Below are 22,328 nucleotides of genomic sequence, written 5' to 3'. Positions count from 1 at the left end.
CCACAGTCGACTACAAGACCAGTGCCTCGCTGTGTATGCCACAACAGAGGGGTCCCCCTAACAAACGGATATTTCCGCGTCCCCCATCAACAACGCTACTCTCCAGAAAAAGCCGCCGCCAAACCCTCGGGGACTCCATGGATAGAATCACCGTCAAACCGCTTCTGCTTGCCTTCACCCTCGCCACCATCGCCCCATTCGCCCAGGCTACAACCACCCTGGTCTACTGCTCCGAAGCCAGCCCTGCCGGCTTCGACCCCAGCCAGTACACCAGCGGCACGGATTTCGATGCGTCGGCGGAAACGGTGTTCAACCGTCTCACCCAGTTCAAACGTGGTGGCACCGAAGTCGAGCCAGGGCTGGCGACGAGTTGGGAGGTTTCCAGCGATGGCCTGAGCTACACCTTCCACCTGCGCGAAGGGGTGAAGTTTCATACCACCGACTACTTCACGCCGAGCCGCGATTTCGACGCGGACGATGTGCTGTTCACCTTCCAGCGCTTGCTCGACCCCGAGAATGCCTTTCGCAAGGCCTACCCCGCCGAGTCGCCATACTTCACCGACATGGGCCTGAACACCACGATCAAAAGTGTCGACAAGGTCGACGAGCACACGGTGCGCTTTCGCCTGAACAACATTGATGCCGCGTTTGTGCAGAACCTGGCGATGAGCTTCGCGTCGATCCAGTCCGCCGAGTACGCCGCGCAGTTGCTCAAAGAGGGCAAGGCCGCTGACCTCAACCAGAAGCCGGTCGGCACCGGGCCGTTTGTGTTCAAGCGTTATCAGAAAGACTCGCAGATTCGTTACAGCGCCAACCGCGCCTACTGGAAACCCGAGGACGTGAAACTCGACAACCTGATTTTCTCGATCACCCCGGACGCCGCCGTGCGCCTGCAAAAACTCAAGACCGGCGAATGTCAGGTCAGCGGTTACCCGCGCCCGGCCGACATCGAAGTGATGGAGCAGGACCCGAATCTGCGAGTGCTCAAACAAGCCGGCTTCAACCTCGGTTTCCTCGCCTACAACGTGACCCACCCGCCGCTGGATCAGCTCAAGGTTCGCCAGGCGCTGGACATGGCGATTGATAAGCCTGCGATCATCAAGGCCGTCTATCAAAGCGCCGGGCAACTGGCGCAGAACGCCCTGCCGCCGGCGCAATGGTCGTATGACCCGAACATCAAGGACGCCCCCTACGACCCGACCAAAGCCCGTGCGCTACTAAAAGAAGCAGGGGTTGCACCCGGTACCACCATCAATTTGTGGGCGATGACCGTGCAACGCGCCTCCAACCCGAATGCGCGGATGTCGGCGCAGATGATCCAGCAGGACTGGGCCAAGGTCGGCATCACGGCGAACATCGTCAGCTATGAATGGGGCGAGTACATCAAGCGCGCCAAGAACGGCGAGCACGACGCGATGATCTACGGCTGGACCGGCGACAACGGTGACCCGGATAACTGGCTTGGCGTGCTCTACAGCTGCGCCGCGGTGAAAGGTAGCAACTACGCCAAGTGGTGCGACCCGGCTTACGACAAATTGATCCAGAACGCCAAGGTGTCCACTGACAAACAGCAACGGGTCAATCTGTACCAACAGGCACAGCAAATCCTTAAGCAACAGGTGCCCATCACCCCGATTGCGAACTCGACGGTGTTCCAGCCACTGCGCAAGGAAGTCGTGGACTTCAAGATCAGCCCGTTTGGCCTCACACCCTTTTATGGCGTAGGTATAAATAAGTAACACCACGCTCCGGCCGGGTGCGCCAAGCGCCCCGGACGCACCTCTATGGTGCGTCGTTTGCACCGAGAAAAACGACTGCAAACGGTGAAATGCGTCAACATTTATACATATGCGACATTAAGGTACGTTCGTGCCACTGTTTAAGGCTTGTAGCCATTCGGCATCTTGCATTGGGTATGGGCCCTGCATAAGTATCCGCAGGTCGACTCACGAGGTCGTCCTCTAATTCCAAAAATGACAACAAATCATGAGGCCACCATGCTTAAACACGCGGTCATTCCGTTTTTAGTCGGCGCAAGCTTGTTAGCTAGCGCACCTTTCGCCTCCGCTGCGACTAACCTGGTGTTTTGCTCCGAAGGGAGCCCGGCCGGTTTCGACCCTGGTCAGTACACCACCGGAACCGACTTCGACGCCTCTGCAGAAACCATGTTCAACCGTTTGAGCCAGTTCGAACGTGGCGGCACCGCCGTTGTTCCTGGCCTGGCCACCAGCTGGGACATTTCCCCGGATGGCCTGACCTACACCTTCCATCTGCGTGAAGGCGTCAAGTTCCACACCACACCGTATTTCAAGCCGACGCGTAACTTCAACGCCGACGACGTGCTGTTCACCTTCAATCGCATGATTAACAAGGATGACCCGTTCCGTAAGGCCTACCCGACCGAATTCCCGTACTTCACCGACATGGGGATGGACACCAACATCACCAAGATCGATAAAGTCGACGATCACACCGTCAAGTTCACGCTCAAAGAAGTTGATGCCGCGTTCATCCAGAACATGGCCATGAGCTTCGCTTCGGTCCAGTCCGCCGAGTACGCTGCCCAGCTGCTCAAGGAAGGCAAAGCCGCCGATATCAACCAGAAGCCGGTCGGCACTGGTCCGTTCGTGTTCAAGAGCTACCAGAAAGACTCCAACATCCGCTACACCGGGAACAAGGACTACTGGAAGCCTGACGACGTCAAGATCGACAACCTGATCTTCGCCATCACCACCGACCCGTCGGTGCGTATTCAGAAGCTGAAAAAGAACGAGTGCCAGATCACTCTGTTCCCACGCCCGGCCGACCTGAAGGCGCTGAAAGAAGACAAGACTCTGAAGGTGCCTGACCAGGCTGGTTTCAACCTGGGTTACATCGCTTACAACGTGATGGACAAGATCAAGGGCAGCGATCAGCCGAACCCGATGGCTCAACTGAAAGTGCGTCAGGCACTGGACATGGCCGTCAACAAACAGCAGATCATCGACTCGGTTTACCAGGGTGCGGGTCAACTGGCGGTCAACGCCATGCCGCCAACCCAGTGGTCTTACGACACCACCATCAAGGATGCGCCGTACAACCCTGAGAAAGCCCGCGAGCTGCTCAAGGAAGCCGGCATCAAGGAAGGCACCGAGATCAACCTGTGGGCGATGCCGGTGCAGCGTCCTTACAACCCGAACGCCAAACTGATGGCTGAAATGCTGCAGTCCGACTGGGCCAAGATCGGTATCAAGGCCAAGATCGTGACCTATGAGTGGGGCGAGTACATCAAGCGCTCCAAAGGCGGCGAAAACGGCGCGATGCTGATTGGCTGGAGCGGCGACAACGGTGACCCGGACAACTGGCTGAACGTGCTGTTCGGCTGCGATTCGCTGCAGGGCAACAACTTCTCCAAGTGGTGTGACAAGAAGTTTGACGGCATCGTGAAAGAAGCCAAGCGCACTACCGATCAGGCCAAGCGCACCGAACTGTACAAACAGGCGCAACACGTCCTCAAAGACGCCGTTCCAATGACACCTATCGCTCACTCGACGGTGTTCCAACCCATGCGCGACAACGTGCAGGACTTCAAGATCAGCCCATTTGGCTTGAACTCCTTCTACGGCGTCAGCGTCAGCAAATAGGGTTTTGCAACGGCGACGTCCTTGACGTCGCCGTTGCCTTATCTGCCAAGACAGCTGGAATTCGCCTACTTCCCAAACCACTGCGGACTACTGCAGCGGGTTTAGGACGTGTCGCCTTTTCCTACCTGTTTTTCAGGCCTTACGCATTTACCGCCTGACCTTCGACTCATACCGTCGGGGTACGGCCGTTTTTTCGCTGCGGCTGGCAACTGCTGAACCCATGGCTTTGGATCAGTGATGTCTGCACGTCCCAGGACGGGACGATGACGCACTGTTTAACACCTAAAAAGAGAGGGAGCGTCATGCGCCATACCTTGGTTTTATCCGCATTACTGGGCACCGGCCTGTTGGCCGCCACGTCAATCAGCCAGGCCGCCAACAACAGCCTGGTGTTTTGCTCCGAAGGCAGCCCGGCAGGTTTCGACACCGCGCAGTACACCACTGCAACCGACAACGATGCCGCCGAACCGTTGTACAACCGGCTGGCCGAGTTCGAAAAAGGCGCTACCAGTGTCGTACCGGGCCTGGCCACCCGTTGGGATATTTCCGAGGATGGTCTCAAGTACACGTTCCACCTGCGCGAAGGGGTGAAATTTCACAGCACCCAGTACTTCACGCCGAGCCGCGATTTCAACGCCGACGACGTGTTGTTCACCTTCAATCGCATGCTCGATGCCGAGCATCCATTCCGTAAGGCTTACCCGACCGAGTTTCCATACTTCAACGGGATGAGCCTGAACAAGAACATCGCCAAGGTCGAGAAGACCGGGCCGCTGACCGTGGTCATGACCCTGAACTCGGTAGACGCCGCGTTCATTCAGAACATCGCCATGAGTTTCGCCTCGATTCTCTCTGCCGAATACGCCGACCAGTTGCTCGCGTCCGGCAAGCCGAGCGAGATCAACCAGAAGCCGATCGGCACCGGGCCGTTCGTGTTCAAGAGCTACCAGAAAGATTCCAACATCCGCTACACCGGCAACAAACACTACTGGGACCCGAGCCGGGTCAAGCTCGACCAACTGATTTTCGCCATCAACACCGATGCGTCGGTGCGCGTGCAGAAGCTCAAGAAAAACGAATGCCAGATCACCCTGCACCCACGCCCGGCCGATGTCGACGCGCTGAAAAACGACCCCAAGCTGCAGCTCATCGAGAAGCCCGGTTTCAACCTTGGCTACATCGCCTACAACGTGCGACATAAACCCTTCGACCAGCTCGAAGTCCGCCAGGCGCTGGACATGGCGGTGAACAAGCAAGGGATTCTCAAGGCGGTGTACCAGGGCGCCGGCCAACTGGCGGTCAACGCCATGCCACCGACCCAGTGGTCCTACGACGAAACCATCAAAGACGCCGCCTACAACCCGGAAAAAGCCAAGGAATTGCTCAAGGCTGCCGGGGTCAAGGAAGGCACCGAGATCACCCTGTGGGCGATGCCCGTGCAGCGTCCATACAACCCGAACGCCAAGTTGATGGCTGAGATGCTTCAGTCGGACTGGGCGAAAATCGGCCTGAAAGTGAAGATCGTCAGCTACGAATGGGGCGAGTACATCAAGCGCACCAAGAATGGCGAGCACGACATCAGCCTGATCGGCTGGACCGGCGACAACGGGGACCCGGACAACTGGCTGGGCACCCTGTACAGCTGCGACGCGATTGGCGGCAACAACTACTCCATGTGGTGTGACCCGCAATACGACAAGCTGATCAAGCAGGCCAAGATTGTCACCGACCGCGAGCAACGCACGGTGCTCTACAAACAGGCTCAGCAATTGCTCAAGCAGCAAGTGCCGATCACCCCTGTCGCCCACTCGACGGTCAACCAGCCGTTGAGCGCCAAAGTCGAAGGATTCAAGGTCAGCCCCTTCGGCCGTAACGTTTTCTCGGGTGTCAGCATCGACCAATAACTGATTAGCCAGAACCCTGAGGGCGATTTTCGCCCTCAAGCAAAGGTGTTGCCTGAATTCGGCGAACAAGCCAAATGCAAACGTTTGCGATGCGTGAATGAGTTCGAAACCAAATAGCCGGATCACCAAAAAAGACCGGCATTAATAAAAGAAAGAAAGGAGCTTCACCCATGAAACTGAGCAGCACCGCGTTATTGGCCTTGGCCATCAGCAGCGTAACCGCTACGGCTTACGCAGAAACCCAGAGCCAGGAATTCACCCCGGTTACGGTCAACACCAGCAGCGCGCAAGCCGACGCAACAGGCTTTGTCGAAGGTCAGAAGATCGACGGCAGCACGCGTAACTGGTACGCCAACGAACAACTGAAACGTGGCGGCAAGTTCACCTACCTCAAAGACGGTGTGGCGACTCCAACCGATCGCCGTATCAACTGGGTTCAGGGCACCATCGTCAAGTACAACTCCGGCTTCACTCAGGGCACCGTCGGTGTCAGCACTGAAGTAGCCGCCTACAACGCCGTGGCACTGGACCGTGATCAAAAGGATCTGGCGTCCAACAACGGTGGCGCACCGGGCTCTCGTCCAGGCGCAGGCAACAACCGTACCCTGACCAAGGAAGGTGGCGATGCCGTTGGCCAGTGGAGCAAACTGGGCCTGGCCAACGTCAAGTTCCGCGTATCGAACACGACGCTGACCGCCGGTCGCCAGAATTTCAGCACCCCGATTGTCGACACCATCGGTAACCGTGCATTGCCTTCGAGCTTTGAGGGTGTGAGCCTGCACAGCGAAGAGCTGAACAACCTGTCGTTCGACGCAGGATCCTTTGACCGCGTATCCCCGCGGACCGAAGAGAGCCTGTCGAAATTCCGTACCGAGTACACCAACAACAAGGCCGAAACCGATCGCGTGAACACCGCTGGTCTCAACTATCAGCCGTTCAAAAGCCTGAAGACCAGCCTGTACGTCGCGAACGTCGAGGACTTCTGGAATCAGTACTACTTCGGCGCCACCCACGAACTGGGCGATAGCTCGGTGCTGGGCCTGACCACCGGCCTGAACTACTACAAGACCCTCGACACCGGCAAAAAGGAAATGGGCAACATCAACAACGATGCCTACTCCGTGTCGTTCGGTCTGACCCACCAGGCTCACAGCCTGACGTTCTCCTGGCAGCAAATTGCCGGTGACGAGTACTTCGACTACCTGCACGAAACCAACGGCATCTACCTGGCCAACTCCCTGCTCTCGGACTTCAACGGCCCGAACGAGAAGTCCTTCCAGATCGCCTATGGTCTGAACATGGCTGAATACGGCGTGCCAGGCCTGAAGTTCAACATCTACCAGGCTCGCGGCTGGGGCATCGACGGTACGCACTACACCGGCACCGCCTATGACGTGAAAAACATGGATGGCGAGCACCACTATGAATACGGCATCGGTGCTTCGTACGCCGTACAGAGCGGTCCACTCAAGGCCACCACAGTTCGCGCGACCTACACCGCGCACCGTGCGAGCGAAAACCAGGCTGACGGCAGTCTCAACGAGTTCCGTCTCGTGACCACCATCCCGTTCAACATTTTGTAAAAACGCTGCCAAACGGCTGACTCATGACGAGTTGGCCGTCTGGTTTTTTCCTGTTCAACCGATTGCAGAGGGCTCTTGATGAAAATGCTTCCCCTACGTGCGGCCATCGCCGCCGCGCTGCTGAGTGTCGCTATCGGCGCCTCGGCCAAACCCTTGGTGGTCTGTACCGAAGCCAGCCCGGAAGGCTTCGATATGGTCCAGTACACGACTGCAGTCACAGGCGATGCGGTGTCCGAAACCATCTTCAATCGTCTGGCGGACTTCAAGCCCGGTACCACTGAGGTGGTTCCGGCACTGGCCGATTCCTGGGACATCAGCGAGGACGGTCTGACCTACACGTTCCACCTGCGCAAAGGCGTCAAGTTTCACACCACCGATTACTTCAAGCCGACCCGCGACCTGAATGCCGACGACGTGGTCTGGAGTTTCCAGCGTCAGCTGGACCCGAAACACCCGTGGCACACCAAGTCGAGCGTGGGCTTCCCGTACTTTGAAAGCATGGGCTTCAAGGAACTGCTCAAAAGCGTTGATAAAGTCGACGACAACACCGTCACGTTCACCTTGACCCGCCGCGAAGCGCCGTTCCTGGCCGACATCGCCATGGCGTTCGCCTCGATCTACTCCGCCGAGTACGCTGACCAACTGCTCAAGGCCGACAAGACCGGCGACCTGAACAGCAAACCGGTCGGCACCGGCCCGTTCATCTTCCAGCGTTACGCCAAGGACGCTCAGGTCCGCTTCAAGGCCAACCCGGAGTACTTCCGCGGCAAACCACCGGCTGACGCGCTGATCCTGGCCATCGCCACCGACAACAACGTGCGCCTGCAAAAGCTCAAGGCCAACGAGTGTCAGGTCGCGCTGTATCCGAAACCGGATGACATCCCGAGCATCAAGAAAGACACCAACCTGAACGTCGATGAAATGGACGCGATGACCGTCTCCTACATCGCCATGAACACCCAGCATAAATACATGAGCGACGTGCGGGTCCGTAAGGCGATCAACATCGCTTTCGACAAGGCAGCCTACGTCAACGCGCTGTTCGGTAAAAATAACGCCACGGTGGCGGTCAACCCGTACCCGCCGACGCTGCTGGGCTACAACCACGACCTGAAAAACCCACCCCGTGACCTCGACAAGGCCCGTGCCCTGCTCAAGGAAGCGGGCGTGCCGGACGGTACTGTGCTGACCCTGTTCACCCGTAACGGTGGCGGCCCGACCAACCCGAACCCGATGCTCGGCGCACAGATGATGCAAGCGGACCTGGCCAAGGTCGGGATCAAGCTCGACATTCGCGTCATGGAATGGGGCGAAATGCTCAAGCGCGCCAAAAACGGCGAGCACGACATGGTTTCTGCCGGATGGGCGGGCGACAACGGCGACCCGGATAACTTCCTGACGCCTAACCTCAGTTGCGAAGCAGCGAAGAACGGCGAAAACTACGCCCGCTGGTGCAATGAGAAGTTTCAGACGCTAATCGATGAAGCCCGAGCTAAAGTAAACCCTGCCGAACGCACAGCGCTCTATGAACAGGCCCAACTGATTTTCAATCAGGACCAGCCATGGATCAGCATGGCCCACACCCGCATGTTCACCGCAATGCGCAACAACGTAGAGGGCTACCACATTAGCCCCCTTACCACTAATAACTTCGCCACCACCCAGGTGAAGTAGATAAGAAAACGCCCGGCAACGTTGACCCCAACGCTGCCGGGAACGCCTAACCGGCTGATGAGGTACACCAGAAGATGTTTAGTTTTATTGCCCGCCGATTGGGATTATTGATCCCCACGTTCTTCGGCATCACCCTGCTGACTTTCGCATTGATTCGCATGATTCCCGGCGACCCCGTGGAAGTAATGATGGGCGAACGTCGGGTGGATCCCGAAATGCATGCTCAGGCAATGGAACGCCTTGGTCTGAACAAACCGCTGTACGCCCAGTATCTGGACTACATCGGCAAACTGGCCCACGGTGACCTGGGTGAATCCCTGCGTACCCGTGAAAGCGTATGGACCGAGTTCACCTCGCTGTTCCCGGCAACTCTGGAACTGTCCATGGCGGCCTTGCTGTTCGCTGGCGTTCTCGGGCTATTGGCCGGGGTGATCGCGGCGCTGAAGCGAGGGTCCCTATTCGACCATGGGGTAATGGGCATCTCCCTTGCCGGGTATTCGATGCCGATCTTCTGGTGGGGTCTGATCCTCATCATGTTCTTCTCGGTCTCCCTGGGCTTGACCCCGGTGTCCGGGCGGATCGACCTGCTTTACGACATCGAGCCAAGAACCGGCTTCATGCTCATCGACACCCTGCTGGCCAATGACACTGGCGCGTTCTTCGACGCCCTGCATCACCTGATTCTTCCGGCCATCGTGCTCGGTACCATCCCGTTGGCGGTGATCGCCCGGATGACCCGCTCCTCGATGCTCGAAGTCCTGCGTGAAGACTACATCCGCACCGCCCGGGCCAAAGGCCTGTCGCCGTCGCGCGTGGTGTTCGTTCACGGCCTGCGCAACGCCTTGATCCCGGTACTGACCGTGGTCGGTTTGCAAGTCGGCACATTGCTGGCCGGTGCGGTTCTGACCGAAACCATCTTCTCCTGGCCCGGTATCGGCAAATGGCTGATCGAAGCCATTGGCGCCCGGGACTACCCAGTGGTGCAAAACGGAATCCTGTTAATCGCCTGCCTGGTGATTCTGGTCAACTTTGTAGTGGATATTCTTTATGGCTTCGCAAACCCACGCATCCGTCACCAGCGCTGAGACCCTACGAATGAGTACTCCAACGTCTACCGTAGCAGTCGATCAAAGCCTGCTTTACCCGTCCCCGTACAAAGAGTTCTGGCAAGCCTTCTCCAAGAACAAGGGTGCCGTTGCCGGCCTGTTCTTCATGCTGCTGGTTATTTTTTGCGCGATTTTCGCCCCATGGGTAGCTCCGCATAACCCGAGCGAGCAGTTCCGCGACTTCCTGCTGACCCCGCCAGCCTGGCTGGCAAATGGGCAGATGCAGTTCCTGCTCGGCACCGATGAACTGGGTCGCGACCTGCTGTCGCGTCTGATCCACGGTTCGCGCCTGTCCTTGTTGATCGGCCTGTCGTCGGTGGTCATGTCGCTGATTCCGGGGATCCTGCTGGGTCTGTTCGCCGGGTTCTTCCCGCGCCTGCTGGGCCCGACCATCATGCGTCTGATGGACATCATGCTGGCCCTGCCATCCCTGCTGCTGGCTGTGGCGATCGTCGCCATCCTCGGCCCTGGCCTGATCAACACCATTATCGCCATCGCCGTGGTTTCGTTGCCGTCCTATGTTCGTCTGACCCGCGCCGCGGTGATGGGCGAACTGAACCGCGACTACGTGACCGCCGCACGCCTGGCCGGTGCCGGTCTGCCACGTCTGATGTTCGTCACTGTGCTGCCCAACTGCATGGCGCCACTGATCGTTCAGGCGACCCTGAGCTTCTCCTCGGCGATTCTCGATGCCGCGGCACTGGGCTTCCTCGGCCTTGGCGTACAACCGCCAACCCCGGAGTGGGGCACCATGCTGGCTTCGGCTCGCGACTACATCGAACGCGCCTGGTGGGTCGTCAGCCTGCCTGGCTTGACCATTTTGCTCAGCGTGCTGGCAATCAACTTGATGGGCGACGGCCTGCGCGATGCGCTGGACCCGAAACTCAAGAACGCCGCCTGAGGAGATTCAAATGTCACTGTTAGAAATCAAGAATCTCAACGTTCGCTTCGGCGACAAGAACGCCGTTCCGGTGGTCGATGGCCTCGACATTTCCGTGGACAAAGGCGAAGTCCTGGCCATCGTTGGCGAGTCAGGGTCCGGCAAGTCCGTGACCATGATGGCGCTGATGGGCCTGATCGAACATCCAGGGATCGTCACCGCTGACGCCCTGAATTTCGACGGCAAGAACATGCTCAAGCTCAGCAACCGTCAGCGTCGGCAAATCGTCGGCAAAGACCTGGCCATGGTCTTCCAGGACCCTATGACCGCACTGAACCCGAGCTATACCGTCGGTTTCCAGATCGAAGAAGTGCTACGTCTGCACCTGAAAATGTCCAGCAAGGCCGCCCGTAAGCGCGCTATCGAGCTGCTGGAAAAAGTCGAAATCCCGGGCGCCGCAAGCCGTATGGATGCCTACCCGCATCAACTGTCCGGCGGTATGAGCCAACGCGTGGCGATTGCCATGGCGATTGCCGGCGAACCGAAACTGCTGATCGCCGACGAACCGACCACCGCGTTGGACGTGACGATTCAGGCGCAGATCATGGACCTGCTGCTGGCGCTGCAAAAAGAGCAGAACATGGGTCTGGTGCTGATCACTCACGACCTCGCCGTGGTGGCCGAAACCGCTCAGCGCGTGTGCGTGATGTACGCCGGCCAAGCAGTAGAAGTCGGTCAGGTGCCGCAGTTATTCGACATCCCGGCGCACCCGTACAGCGAAGCGCTGCTCAAGGCAATTCCCGAGCACAGCCTGGGTTCCTCGCGCCTGGCCACGCTGCCGGGCATCGTTCCCGGCCGTTATGACCGTCCGCAAGGCTGCCTGCTGTCGCCGCGCTGCCCGTACGTGCAGGACAGCTGCCGTCAACAACGTCCAGGCCTGGACCCGAAAAGCAACAGCCTCGCCCGCTGCTTCTATCCTTTGAATCAGGAGGTGGCGTAATGGCCGTCGTTCTCACCGCCCGTGACCTCACCCGTCACTATGAAGTCTCCCGCGGCCTGTTCAAAGGCACCGCGCTGGTACGCGCACTCAATGGCGTGTCGTTCGAACTCGAAGCCGGCAAGACCCTCGCTGTTGTAGGCGAGTCCGGTTGCGGCAAGTCGACCCTGGCCCGTGCCCTGACGTTGATCGAAGAGCCGTCTTCGGGCTCGTTGAAAATCGCCGGGCAAGAAGTGACCGGTGCCAACAAGGCCGAACGCAAACAACTGCGCAAAGATGTGCAGATGGTCTTTCAGAGCCCTTACGCCTCGCTGAACCCACGGCAGAAAATCGGCGATCAGCTTGCAGAGCCATTATTGATCAACACCAAGCTTTCCGCGGCCGAACGCCGTGAAAAAGTCCAGGCGATGATGAAGCAGGTCGGCTTGCGTCCTGAGCACTATCAGCGTTATCCGCACATGTTCTCGGGCGGTCAGCGCCAGCGGATCGCCCTGGCACGCGCCATGATGCTACAACCCAAAGTGCTGGTCGCGGACGAACCGACCTCGGCGCTGGACGTGTCGATCCAGGCTCAGGTTCTGAACCTGTTCATGGATCTTCAACAAGAGTTCAACACCGCCTACGTGTTCATCTCCCACAACCTGGCGGTGGTGCGTCACGTCGCCGACCAAGTGTTGGTGATGTACCTCGGCCGTCCGGTGGAAATGGGCCCGAAAGAAGACATCTACACCCGTCCTCTGCACCCGTACACCCAGGCCCTGCTGTCGGCCACACCGACGATCCACCCGGATCCGACCAAGCCGAAAATCAAGATCGTCGGCGAACTGCCAAACCCGCTGAACCCGCCGTCCGGTTGCGCTTTCCACAAGCGCTGCCCGTACGCCACTGAACGGTGCAGCAAAGAAGAGCCGGCCCTGCGCCAACTCGACAGCCGCCAGGTGGCCTGCCATTACGCCGAGCAATTCGTCGTCTAAGCCGGGCATGAAAAAGCGCCCTCTCGGGGCGCTTTCAATGTGTTAACCAAACCCCTCCTTCTCCGATTGCGCATCAGTCCGGAAAGAGGGGTTTTCTTTTGTCTGAATCCTTAACCCTGGGTATCGTCTTCGGAATCGTCGGAGGACGGGTCCTCATCGCCTTTACTGTCACCCTGATCACCAGTGGCAACCATCAAACTACTGCCCTGCACACTTTTTGCGGCCCAAAAACCCTGGTCCTGCACCGCGCCGCTGCTCGCCCACGCTGCCGAAGTGCCCACCGACAGCAACACCAGCACTTTGATCAGTAAAACCATGCGTTGAAAAATGCTCATAGCTGATTCCATCCTTTCGTAGGTGAATCACGGATAGCTGCGGATCGTAGTTCCAACGACCGCAGCGCTGTCTGAAATCTAGTCTGGATAGACGGGATTGACCAGATAGGACACTAACGATGGTCGCCAATTGCCTTTTGCCAAAAGACAGGTTTGGAATAATGGTTAGGCCAAAAAGCTATTTCTGCTGGAATGAAAATCAAAAGATCGCAGCGTGCCGCAGCTCCTACGGGTGTACGCGCGCTTCGTAGGAGCTGCGGAACGCTGCGATCTTTTGATCTTGTTTTTTGGCGAAAAGGCTCGCTCTGGCACGATGGCGAAGCGGTTCCAGGATCAACGCGCGAAGTGTCAGAAATTTTGGTTCTTGCGAGCCTTTTTAATCCCCCCGCAGGAGCGGGGGGATCGAACTATGCCTTCCACAGTAAGCCCCATTTTTTTAAACGAACTTACGATGACCACTATTACTTCCGCGCCGCTACAACAACTCGCTGCTTCGCTCCCTCGCGTCGCAGATGTTGACGGATATGGCCTGGCCCAGCACAAAAATCGCCATGAGCGTTTGAAAGGTTTTTGGGAACAGTTCAAAGAAGAAATCGGCATTGGCTGATCCACCGTACGCTAAGGTGAGACCGTACGACTCAGACGAAGGCCATTGCCATGGAACTATCGCAGACACTGCTGAAACTCGAACAACGCCTCCAGTCGCAGGCAACCCGACGCGATGCAGAAGAAATCTCACGCCTGCTCGCCGACGACTTCATCGAGTTCGGCGCCAGTGGCAGCATCTGGAACAAGGCCGAAGTGGTCGAGCAGTTGCCTCATGAGGCGTTCACCCGGCGCACTATCAGCGAATTCGCAGCCAAACAATTATCTGAATACACCGTATTGGTGACCTATCACTGTCACACTCCCTCCATTGGCCAGCACTGCCCCACCAACAGCTTGCGCAGTTCGATCTGGCGCAGGCAGGGCGAGCATTGGCAGATGGTTTTCCATCAGGGAACACCTCTCCCTCAGCGATGACTGCCAACTGGTTTTCTGTAACAAGCCCGCGCTGTTAATTACGTCAGGCACAAAAAACCCCGCAACTTTCGCAACAGGGTTTTCAGTATTTCAACTCAGCGCTTAGTGATGCTCACGCGTCGCACGGAATTTCACGTCCGGCCAGCGTTCTTCCATCAGCGCCAGATTGACTCGGGTCGGGGCCAGGTAGGTCAGGTGACCACCGCCGTCAATCGCAAGGTTTTCCACAGCCTTGACGCTGAACTCTTCGAGCTTCTTCTTATCGCTGCAATCGATCCAGCGCGCGGAATAGACCGTGATCGGCTCGTAGGCGCATTCAACCTTGTATTCCTCTTTCAGGCGGCTGGCGACCACATCGAACTGCAGCACACCGACGGCGCCGAGGATGATGTCGTTGCTGCGTTCCGGGAAGAACACCTGGGTCGCGCCCTCTTCGGCCAGCTGCTGCAAGCCCTGGCGAAGTTGCTTGGATTTCAGCGGATCCTTCAGGCGTACGCGGCGGAACAGTTCCGGGGCGAAGTGCGGGATACCGGTGAAGCCCAGGGTTTCGCCTTCGGTGAAGGTGTCGCCGATCTGGATGGTGCCGTGGTTGTGCAGACCGATGATGTCGCCGGCAAACGCTTCTTCCAGTTGCTCACGCTCAGAGGAGAAGAAGGTCAGCGCATCGCCGATCCGTACGTCCTTGCCGGTGCGCACGTGGCGCATCTTCATGCCTTTCTCATACTTGCCGGAGCAGATACGCATGAAGGCAATGCGGTCGCGGTGTTTAGGGTCCATGTTCGCCTGGATCTTGAACACGAAACCGGCGAACTTCTCTTCCACCGGCTCCACGGTACGCTCGTTGGCGACACGGGCCAGCGGCTTCGGCGCCCAGTTGACCACAGCGTCGAGCACGTGATCGACCCCGAAGTTGCCCAATGCGGTACCGAAGAACACCGGGGTCAGTTGGCCGTCCATGAACTCTTGCTGATTGAATTCGTGGCAGGCGCCCTGCACCAGTTCCAGCTGTTCGACGAAGCGGTGGTACTCGTCACCCAAGTGGGCGCGGGCTTCATCGGAATCGAGCTTCTCGATGATTTTCACCTCGGTACGCTCGTGGCCGTGGCCTGCGGTGTACACAATGATGTAGTCGTCGGCGAGGTGATAGACGCCTTTGAAATCGCGGTAGCAACCGATCGGCCAGGTGATCGGCGCAGCCTTGATCTTCAGGACGGCTTCGATTTCGTCGAGCAGTTCGATCGGGTCGCGAATGTCGCGGTCGAGTTTGTTGATGAAGCTGACGATCGGCGTGTCACGCAGACGGCAAACGTCCATCAGGGCGATGGTCCGTGGCTCTACGCCCTTACCGCCGTCGAGAACCATCAATGCCGAGTCGACCGCCGTCAGGGTGCGGTAGGTGTCTTCGGAGAAGTCTTCGTGGCCCGGGGTGTCGAGCAGGTTGATCATGTGATCGCGATACGGGAACTGCATGACCGACGTGGTAATGGAAATACCACGCTGCTTTTCCATTTCCATCCAGTCGGAGGTGGCATGGCGGTCGGATTTGCGAGACTTCACCGTACCGGCAATCGCAATCGCCTTGCCCATCAGCAAGAGCTTCTCGGTGATGGTGGTCTTACCCGCATCGGGGTGGGAAATAATGGCGAAAGTGCGGCGTTTCGCGACTTCGGCGGCCTGTTTGGTCATGGGAAATCGCCTGGCAGGTGATTCAAAAAAGGGCGGCGAGTATAGCTCAAAACGACATCTACAGACCACCGTTCGCCCTGTAGCAGCTGCCGAGCCTGCGAGGCTGCGTTCGGCGGCGAAGCCGTCGTAGAATCGCCAACCGCAGTCAACCTGACACACCGCAGAGCCCGGTTTTACGACGGCTACGCCGCCGAACGCAGCCTCGCAGGCTCGACAGCTGCTACGACGAGAGGTGAGGCGGCCGGGGTGGCTAAATAGTGTCTAACGTGGGAACCTTTTAAACCGTGGAGGCGTCCACTCCCCTGTTACGACCTGTCGTCAGGGGCTGAAATATCAGCAAGTCAGCCTGACGAGGCTGCGCTTATGGCTCGATCTCATGCCGCTTTGCCGGCATTGAACGAGCTGCTATTCGCGAACAGTTTCTTCGGCAGCCAAGTATGGCGTTGCCACACGAAGTTCTGTTCGCCGACTGAAATAAAGGAGTCCGCCTGTGGCTATTCGCTATGGCAAAGGGCTGACAGGAGGAGCGGTTGTCGTCGCCCTTCTGGCCCTGCTGATCCACTGGATCGGCATCAACACGATCGAACTGTACCGCGACGATTTGTTGTTTTACCTGCAAGCTCATCTGATTCTAGTCCTCGCTTCCATGCTGGCCGCCCTCGTTGTGGGCATCCCCGCCGGTATCTTCCTCAGCCGCCCGACCATGGTCGGACGCGCCGAACGCTTCATGCAGCTCTTCAACATCGGCAACACTGTCCCGCCACTCGCCGTACTGGCCATTGCCCTGGGAATTCTCGGGATCGGCAGCGGCCCTGCGATCTTCGCGCTATTCCTCGCGTCCCTGTTGCCCATCGTGCGCAACACCTACGAAGGCCTGAAAAACGTTCAGGGTTCACTCAAGGAAGCGGCCGTCGGCATCGGCATGACCCCGAGTCAGGTGCTCTGGCGGGTCGAACTGCCGAACGCCGTGCCGATCATCATCGGCGGCGTACGCGTGGCGTTGGCGATCAATGTCGGCACCGCACCGCTGGCATTCCTGATCGGCGCCAATAGCCTGGGCAGCCTGATTTTCCCCGGCATTGCCTTGAACAATCAGCCGCAACTGATACTCGGCGCAGCCTGCACCGCCCTGCTGGCATTGCTGCTCGACGGTCTGGTGACACTGGCCAGCCGCCTCTGGCTGGAACGCGGTTTACCTCAGTCCTGATCCGGCTGAGCGAAGGAATAATCATGAAGACATTTAGCTTGTTACTAGGTTGCGTCCTGCTGTGCGCAGGATTTGCCCACGCCGCCGAAAAACCGCTGATTCGCATCGGTGCCCGGGTGTTCACCGAACAAACCCTGCTCGCGGAAATCACCTCCCAATACCTGCGCACCCAGGGTTACGACGTCCAGGTGACAGGAGGTCTGGGCAGCAGTCTGGCCCGCAGTGCCCATGAAAACGGCCAACTGGACCTGATGTGGGAATACACCGGCGTGTCGCTGGTGGCCTACAACCATGTCACGGAGAAGCTCGACAGCGAACAGTCCTACGCGCGGGTCAAGGAACTCGACGCAAAAAAGGGCCTGGTCTGGCTCGCTCCGTCGAAATTCAGCAACACGTATGCACTCGCGCTGCCGAAGAACGTTGCCGATGAGTATCCGCAAATCAACAGCATCAGCGACTTGAACAGCGTGCTCAGCGCTGAGGCGCAGACCAACCACCTGGTGGCGCTGGACACCGAGTTCGCCAACCGTTCCGACGGCCTCAAAGGCATGGTCAAGCTCTACGGCATGAACCTGACCCGCAACAACATCCGCCAGATGGACGCCGGACTGGTCTACACCGCGCTGCGCAATGGCCAGGTATTTGCCGGTCTGGTCTACACCACCGACGGGCGCTTGAACGCCTTCAAGCTGAAACTGCTGGAAGACGACAAGCATTACTTCCCGGACTACACCGCCGCGCCAGTCGTGCGTCAAACCTACCTCGACGCCCACCCGCAACTGGCCGAACAACTCAAACCGCTGGCCCAACTGTTCGATGACCAAACCATGCGTCAGCTCAATGCGCGGGTCGACGTCGACCACGAAAGCCCTTCCGCCGTGGCCGCAGATTTCTTGCGCCAGCACCCCATCAACTGAGGAAAAGCCATGGAATTTCTCAACGCCTTTTCCCACCTGGACTGGCCGCTCGTCCTGCACCTGACCTGGCAACACATCACCCTGGTCGGCATTGCCGTGACCCTGGCAATTGTGGTCGGTGTGCCGCTGGGCATTCTGATGACACGCTTCCCAGCGCTGGCCGGTCCTCTGCAAGCCAGCGCCACGGTACTGCTGACCATTCCGTCGATTGCGCTGTTCGGTCTGCTGCTGCCGTTCTACTCGAAATTCGGCCAGGGCCTGGGACCGATGCCGGCCATCACCGCGGTGTTTCTGTATTCCCTGCTGCCGATCATGCGTAACACCTACCTGGCGCTGACTGGCGTCGAACCCGGTATTCGCGAAGCCGCGCGCGGTATCGGCATGACCTTCGGCCAGCGCCTGCGCATGGTCGAGTTGCCGATTGCGGTGCCGGTGATCCTCGCTGGCGTGCGCACCGCCGTGGTGATGAACATCGGGGTGATGACCATCGCCGCCACCATCGGCGCCGGTGGACTGGGCGTACTTATCCTCGCTGCCATCAGCCGCAGCGACATGTCGATGCTGATCGTCGGTGCAGTGCTGGTCAGTCTTCTGGCGATCTTCGCCGACCTGCTTCTGCAATGGCTGCAACGCACGCTGACTCCAAAAGGACTCCTGAAATGATCGAACTTCAAAACCTCAGCAAAACCTTTCACAGCAACGGCAAAGACATCAAAGCCGTGGACTCGGTGAACCTGACCGTCAATGAAGGCGAAATTTGCGTATTCCTCGGGCCATCGGGGTGCGGCAAAAGCACCACGCTGAAAATGATCAACCGGTTGATCAAGCCGACCTCGGGCAAGATCCTGATCAACGGCGAAGACACCACCGACCTCGACGCCGTAACGCTGCGTCGCAACATCGGTTATGTGATCCAGCAGATCGGTCTGTTCCCGAACATGACCATCGAGGAAAACATCACCATCGTTCCGCGCCTGCTCGGCTGGGACAAACAGCAATGCCACGACCGCGCCCGCGAGTTGATGAGCATGATCAAGCTGGAACCCAAGCAGTATCTGAGTCGCTACCCGCGTGAGTTGTCCGGTGGCCAGCAACAGCGGATCGGTGTGATCCGCGCTCTGGCCGCAGACGCCCCGCTGCTGTTGATGGATGAGCCGTTCGGCGCGGTCGACCCGATCAACCGTGAGATGATCCAGAACGAGTTCTTCGAGATGCAACGGGCATTGGGCAAGACTGTGATCATGGTCAGTCATGACATCGACGAAGCGATCAAGCTCGGCGACAAGATCGCGATCTTCCGTGGCGGCAAGCTAATCCAGATCGACCACCCGGACACCCTTCTCGCGCACCCGGCGGATGACTTTGTCAGCAACTTCGTCGGCCAGGACAGCACGCTCAAGCGCCTGCTGCTAGTCAAGGCCGAAGACGCGGCGGACAACGCGCCGTCGGTCAGCCCGGAAACACCGGTGGCCGAAGCGCTGGAATTGATGGACGAACTCGACCGCCGCTACGTGGTGGTCACCTGCGCCGACAACAAGGCCCTGGGCTACGTGCGCCGCCGCGATCTGCATCGTCAGACCGGCACCTGCGCGCAATACCTGCGCGAGTTCAACGCCACGGCGGCCTATGACGAGCACCTGCGGATCCTGCTGTCGCGCATGTACGAGTTCAACCGCTCGTGGCTGCCGGTGATGGACGCCGAGCGGGTATTCCTCGGTGAAGTGACGCAGGAGTCGATTGCCGAGTACTTGAGCTCCGGGCGTTCGCGTGGCGGCAAGACCCGTATTGTTTCGCCTGCCGAAGTAGCGCTGGCCTGACGGACGCCATCGCGAGCAGGCTCGCTCTCACAGGGGATGTGTGTTGATGCACAGATTGCATGCACACCACAGATCCAGTGTGGGAGCGAGCTTGCTCGCGATTAGGGGCACCACAACTCTCACCGAAACACCCAAAATATCCCTCCAACGGGAACATCACACTGTCATCCAGGTCGGTTACATAAAGGACTGAGCGGGACCGCACGACGGATGCGTGCAAAAACGCGACATTTTTTGTTGATCTCAAGCCGCTCAAGTCCTAAAGTTCGCGCCGAACGTCCATGCTGGAAACGATCCATCCGGCTCAAGTACTGACGACGAGACAGCAAGGTCACCCGCGGCGCAGCGCCAGGTTGACCTTTTTGCTTTCGGCGACATGCCTTGGGAAGTAGGCGAACCAAAGTGGGGATACGGAGGACGTTCATTTGCACCCATTGTTTTTACCCGTTTGCCATTAGGAGCTCCCAAGTATGTCGATCAATGTCGAAGACTATTTCGCGCGTGAAACCTTTCAGAAAATGAAGGCCTTCGCCGACAAGCAAGAAACCCCGTTCGTGGTTATCGACACCGCGATGATCGCCCAGGCCTATGACGACCTGCGCGCCGGTTTCGAATTTGCCAAGGTTTACTACGCGGTCAAGGCCAACCCGGCCGTCGAGATCATCGACCTGCTGAAAGAGAAAGGTTCGAGCTTCGACATCGCCTCGATTTACGAGCTGGACAAGGTGCTGGGTCGCGGCGTCAGCCCGGACCGCATCAGCTACGGCAACACCATCAAGAAATCCAAGGACATTCGCTACTTCTATGAGAAGGGTGTGCGTCTGTATGCCACCGACTCCGAAGCCGACCTGCGCAACATCGCCAAGGCTGCACCGGGTTCGAAAGTCTATGTGCGTATCCTCACCGAGGGTTCGACCACCGCTGACTGGCCTTTGTCGCGTAAATTCGGCTGCCAGACTGACATGGCCATGGACCTGCTGATCCTCGCTCGCGACCTGGGCCTGGTGCCTTACGGCATCTCCTTCCACGTTGGCTCGCAGCAGCGCGACATCAGCGTCTGGGACGCGGCAATCGCCAAGGTCAAAGTGATCTTCGAGCGTCTGAAAGAAGAAGACGGCATCCACCTCAAGCTGATCAACATGGGCGGCGGCTTCCCGGCCAACTACATCACCCGCACCAACAGCCTGGAAACCTACGCCGAAGAAATCATCCGTTTCCTCAAGGAAGACTTCGGTGACGACCTGCCGGAAATCATCCTTGAGCCAGGCCGTTCGCTGATCGCCAACGCCGGCATCCTGGTCAGCGAAGTGGTGTTGGTCGCGCGTAAATCCCGCACCGCTGTCGAGCGTTGGGTGTACACGGATGTGGGCAAGTTCTCCGGCCTGATCGAAACCATGGACGAAGCCATCAAGTTCCCGATCTGGACCGAAAAGAAAGGCGAGATGGAAGAAGTGGTGATCGCCGGCCCAACCTGCGACAGCGCCGACATCATGTACGAGAACTACAAGTACGGCCTGCCGCTGAACCTGGCCATCGGTGACCGACTGTACTGGCTGTCCACCGGTGCGTACACCACCAGCTACAGCGCTGTTGAGTTCAATGGCTTCCCGCCGTTGAAGTCGTTCTACGTATAAGCGATACCGTAAAAAAAGGCCTATGAAAACATGGGCCTTTTTTTATTTACGTAGCCATGCCTCCAAGTGACTCATCATCGCCATACCTTCATTAGCGCCCTCCATAGTGGCGCCCAGCTTGAAATTTAATTCGCCGAGTCTGGATACATTCTTTGCTCGCAAGAGCTCATAGAATGCACCATCGATACGTAGATAGAGCTCTTCAATGAACAGCCCCATCTGCGAGTTCACAGAAACGAATCCATTGAATAACGCCGCGATATCGGCCTTATATTCTGCCGCCCTGACCGAAGCATCCCTGGAAGAGTAATTGATGTCCCAGACAGGTGTAGTGTCAGACTCACGAAACAACTCCTGCACAACAGTCGGCGTTGAATGGCAATGACAGGATCGATGGTCCATTGCACTCGTGAATACCGACTTGAGTCCAAATGATTCGTTATACGTTTCGACCATTGTATACTTCAGTTGTCGTACTACAGTTCTCAGCTCATAAAATCGAAGCGCCAACTCGTGAATCAAGTCCGGTACATTTTTTGGCGGAAACAACTTCCAGATCGTGGATCTGGACAAACTGTACAACCGGAAATCCACTTGGCCAACCGGTTCATTCCTGGAGGTCTTCCCGGTTATTTCCAAAGACTCTCGAGTGAACGTTTCGAGGTCTTCAACATAATCTTTGTATAGACGCCAGGCTTCTTCAGTACGTTCCCAAAACTCTTGCAGATATCGCTCATTAAACTGAGCATTGCTCAAACGCGAATCCTTGGCCAGAACCGCAAGTTGATGACCGCTTCTTCTACGGCGCTCAAACACAACCGGTATACCGTTGAATGTCGGGTGCAGGGAGCCAAGAAAATGGGTGTAACGGTCTAACACACGCCGCTGCGCCGCAGTAAATTCATATGCACTTGTATTCATACTCCCTCTTGGAGGGGTGGGCGTACACCCACCCCCCCGACTCCTTA

Annotated in this window: 19 protein-coding genes; 16 read left to right on the top strand and 3 right to left on the bottom strand. The window is 58.0% G+C overall.

From position 1 onward, the window contains the following. The first annotated feature begins 137 nt into the window (after positions 1-137). The 9 genes from BK659_RS06370 to BK659_RS06330 all read left to right on the top strand — a co-directional run bounded on the left by BK659_RS06370 (position 138) and on the right by BK659_RS06330 (position 12,741). Entirely contained in the window at positions 138-1,739 is a 1,602-nt protein-coding gene (locus BK659_RS06370) for an ABC transporter substrate-binding protein (RefSeq protein WP_123424248.1), read from the top strand. Positions 1,740-1,997: 258 nt separating this feature from the next. Beyond that, positions 1,998-3,623 (top strand): ABC transporter substrate-binding protein, encoded by a 1,626-nt coding sequence (locus BK659_RS06365; protein WP_123424247.1) that lies wholly within the window; start codon positions 1,998-2,000, stop codon positions 3,621-3,623. A gap of 302 nt (positions 3,624-3,925) precedes the next feature. Continuing rightward, positions 3,926-5,527, top strand: a complete 1,602-nt coding sequence (locus BK659_RS06360) for an ABC transporter substrate-binding protein (RefSeq protein WP_123424246.1) — start codon at positions 3,926-3,928, stop codon at positions 5,525-5,527. Between the two features lie 170 nt (positions 5,528-5,697). Continuing rightward, positions 5,698-7,110, top strand: coding sequence for an OprD family porin (locus BK659_RS06355; protein WP_123424245.1), 1,413 nt, complete (start codon positions 5,698-5,700; stop codon positions 7,108-7,110). Between the two features lie 78 nt (positions 7,111-7,188). After that, positions 7,189-8,784 (top strand): ABC transporter substrate-binding protein, encoded by a 1,596-nt coding sequence (locus BK659_RS06350; protein ID WP_123424244.1) that lies wholly within the window; start codon positions 7,189-7,191, stop codon positions 8,782-8,784. Between the two features lie 74 nt (positions 8,785-8,858). After that, positions 8,859-9,869, top strand: coding sequence for an ABC transporter permease subunit (locus BK659_RS06345; RefSeq protein WP_054594031.1), 1,011 nt, complete (start codon positions 8,859-8,861; stop codon positions 9,867-9,869). Positions 9,870-9,879: 10 nt separating this feature from the next. Then, positions 9,880-10,791 carry an ABC transporter permease subunit gene (locus BK659_RS06340; protein ID WP_123424243.1) on the top strand — a complete coding sequence of 304 codons (912 nt, stop codon included), beginning with the start codon at positions 9,880-9,882 and terminating at the stop codon, positions 10,789-10,791. A gap of 10 nt (positions 10,792-10,801) precedes the next feature. Further along, a complete protein-coding gene (locus BK659_RS06335; protein ID WP_071551842.1) occupies positions 10,802-11,770 on the top strand; it encodes an ABC transporter ATP-binding protein in 969 nt (322 codons plus the stop codon). Further along, a complete protein-coding gene (locus BK659_RS06330) occupies positions 11,770-12,741 on the top strand; it encodes a peptide ABC transporter ATP-binding protein (protein ID WP_123424242.1) in 972 nt (323 codons plus the stop codon). The genes BK659_RS06335 and BK659_RS06330 overlap by 1 nt, the downstream gene beginning before the upstream one ends. Positions 12,742-12,851: 110 nt before the next feature. Here the strand turns inward: BK659_RS06330 and BK659_RS06325 are convergent, their stop codons facing one another. After that, a complete protein-coding gene (locus BK659_RS06325) occupies positions 12,852-13,076 on the bottom strand; it encodes a hypothetical protein (RefSeq protein ID WP_123424241.1) in 225 nt (74 codons plus the stop codon). Between the two features lie 451 nt (positions 13,077-13,527). On the opposite strand from BK659_RS06325, the gene BK659_RS27715 reads away from it, so the two are divergent. Both BK659_RS27715 and BK659_RS06315 read left to right on the top strand, forming a co-directional pair. Continuing rightward, positions 13,528-13,683: a hypothetical protein gene (locus BK659_RS27715; protein WP_185015287.1), complete on the top strand. Its 156-nt coding sequence runs from the start codon at positions 13,528-13,530 to the stop codon at positions 13,681-13,683. Positions 13,684-13,733: 50 nt separating this feature from the next. Beyond that, positions 13,734-14,099: a nuclear transport factor 2 family protein gene (locus BK659_RS06315; protein ID WP_123424239.1), complete on the top strand. Its 366-nt coding sequence runs from the start codon at positions 13,734-13,736 to the stop codon at positions 14,097-14,099. A gap of 102 nt (positions 14,100-14,201) precedes the next feature. Here BK659_RS06315 and BK659_RS06310 read toward each other — a convergent pair whose 3' ends face one another. Beyond that, the gene (locus tag BK659_RS06310; protein ID WP_123424238.1) at positions 14,202-15,785 is read right to left on the bottom strand and encodes a peptide chain release factor 3; all 1,584 of its coding nucleotides are present in this window, start codon (positions 15,783-15,785) and stop codon (positions 14,202-14,204) included. A gap of 490 nt (positions 15,786-16,275) precedes the next feature. Here BK659_RS06310 and BK659_RS06305 point away from each other — a divergent pair, with 490 nt between their 5' ends. The 5 genes from BK659_RS06305 (at position 16,276) to BK659_RS06285 (ending at position 21,360) form a co-directional block, all read left to right on the top strand. Further along, the gene (locus tag BK659_RS06305) at positions 16,276-16,992 is read left to right on the top strand and encodes an ABC transporter permease (RefSeq protein ID WP_123424237.1); all 717 of its coding nucleotides are present in this window, start codon (positions 16,276-16,278) and stop codon (positions 16,990-16,992) included. Between the two features lie 23 nt (positions 16,993-17,015). Next, positions 17,016-17,909: a glycine betaine ABC transporter substrate-binding protein gene (locus tag BK659_RS06300; protein WP_123424236.1), complete on the top strand. Its 894-nt coding sequence runs from the start codon at positions 17,016-17,018 to the stop codon at positions 17,907-17,909. Positions 17,910-17,918: 9 nt separating this feature from the next. Then, positions 17,919-18,572 (top strand): ABC transporter permease, encoded by a 654-nt coding sequence (locus tag BK659_RS06295; RefSeq protein ID WP_123424235.1) that lies wholly within the window; start codon positions 17,919-17,921, stop codon positions 18,570-18,572. After that, positions 18,569-19,726 (top strand): osmoprotectant ABC transporter ATP-binding protein OsmV, encoded by a 1,158-nt coding sequence (locus BK659_RS06290; protein ID WP_123424234.1) that lies wholly within the window; start codon positions 18,569-18,571, stop codon positions 19,724-19,726. The genes BK659_RS06295 and BK659_RS06290 overlap by 4 nt, the downstream gene beginning before the upstream one ends. Before the next feature lie 470 nt (positions 19,727-20,196). Then, positions 20,197-21,360: a type III PLP-dependent enzyme gene (locus tag BK659_RS06285; protein WP_123424233.1), complete on the top strand. Its 1,164-nt coding sequence runs from the start codon at positions 20,197-20,199 to the stop codon at positions 21,358-21,360. Positions 21,361-21,402: 42 nt separating this feature from the next. Here the strand turns inward: BK659_RS06285 and BK659_RS06280 are convergent, their stop codons facing one another. Then, positions 21,403-22,281 (bottom strand): hypothetical protein, encoded by an 879-nt coding sequence (locus BK659_RS06280; RefSeq protein ID WP_123424232.1) that lies wholly within the window; start codon positions 22,279-22,281, stop codon positions 21,403-21,405. Positions 22,282-22,328: the final 47 nt, after the last annotated feature.

The sequence above is a fragment of the Pseudomonas brassicacearum genome, assembly GCF_003732225.1.
Taxonomy (GTDB): domain Bacteria; phylum Pseudomonadota; class Gammaproteobacteria; order Pseudomonadales; family Pseudomonadaceae; genus Aquipseudomonas; species Aquipseudomonas brassicacearum_E.
Note: the sequence above shows the minus strand (reverse complement) of the source record. Positions and strands in the feature narration are given on the sequence as shown.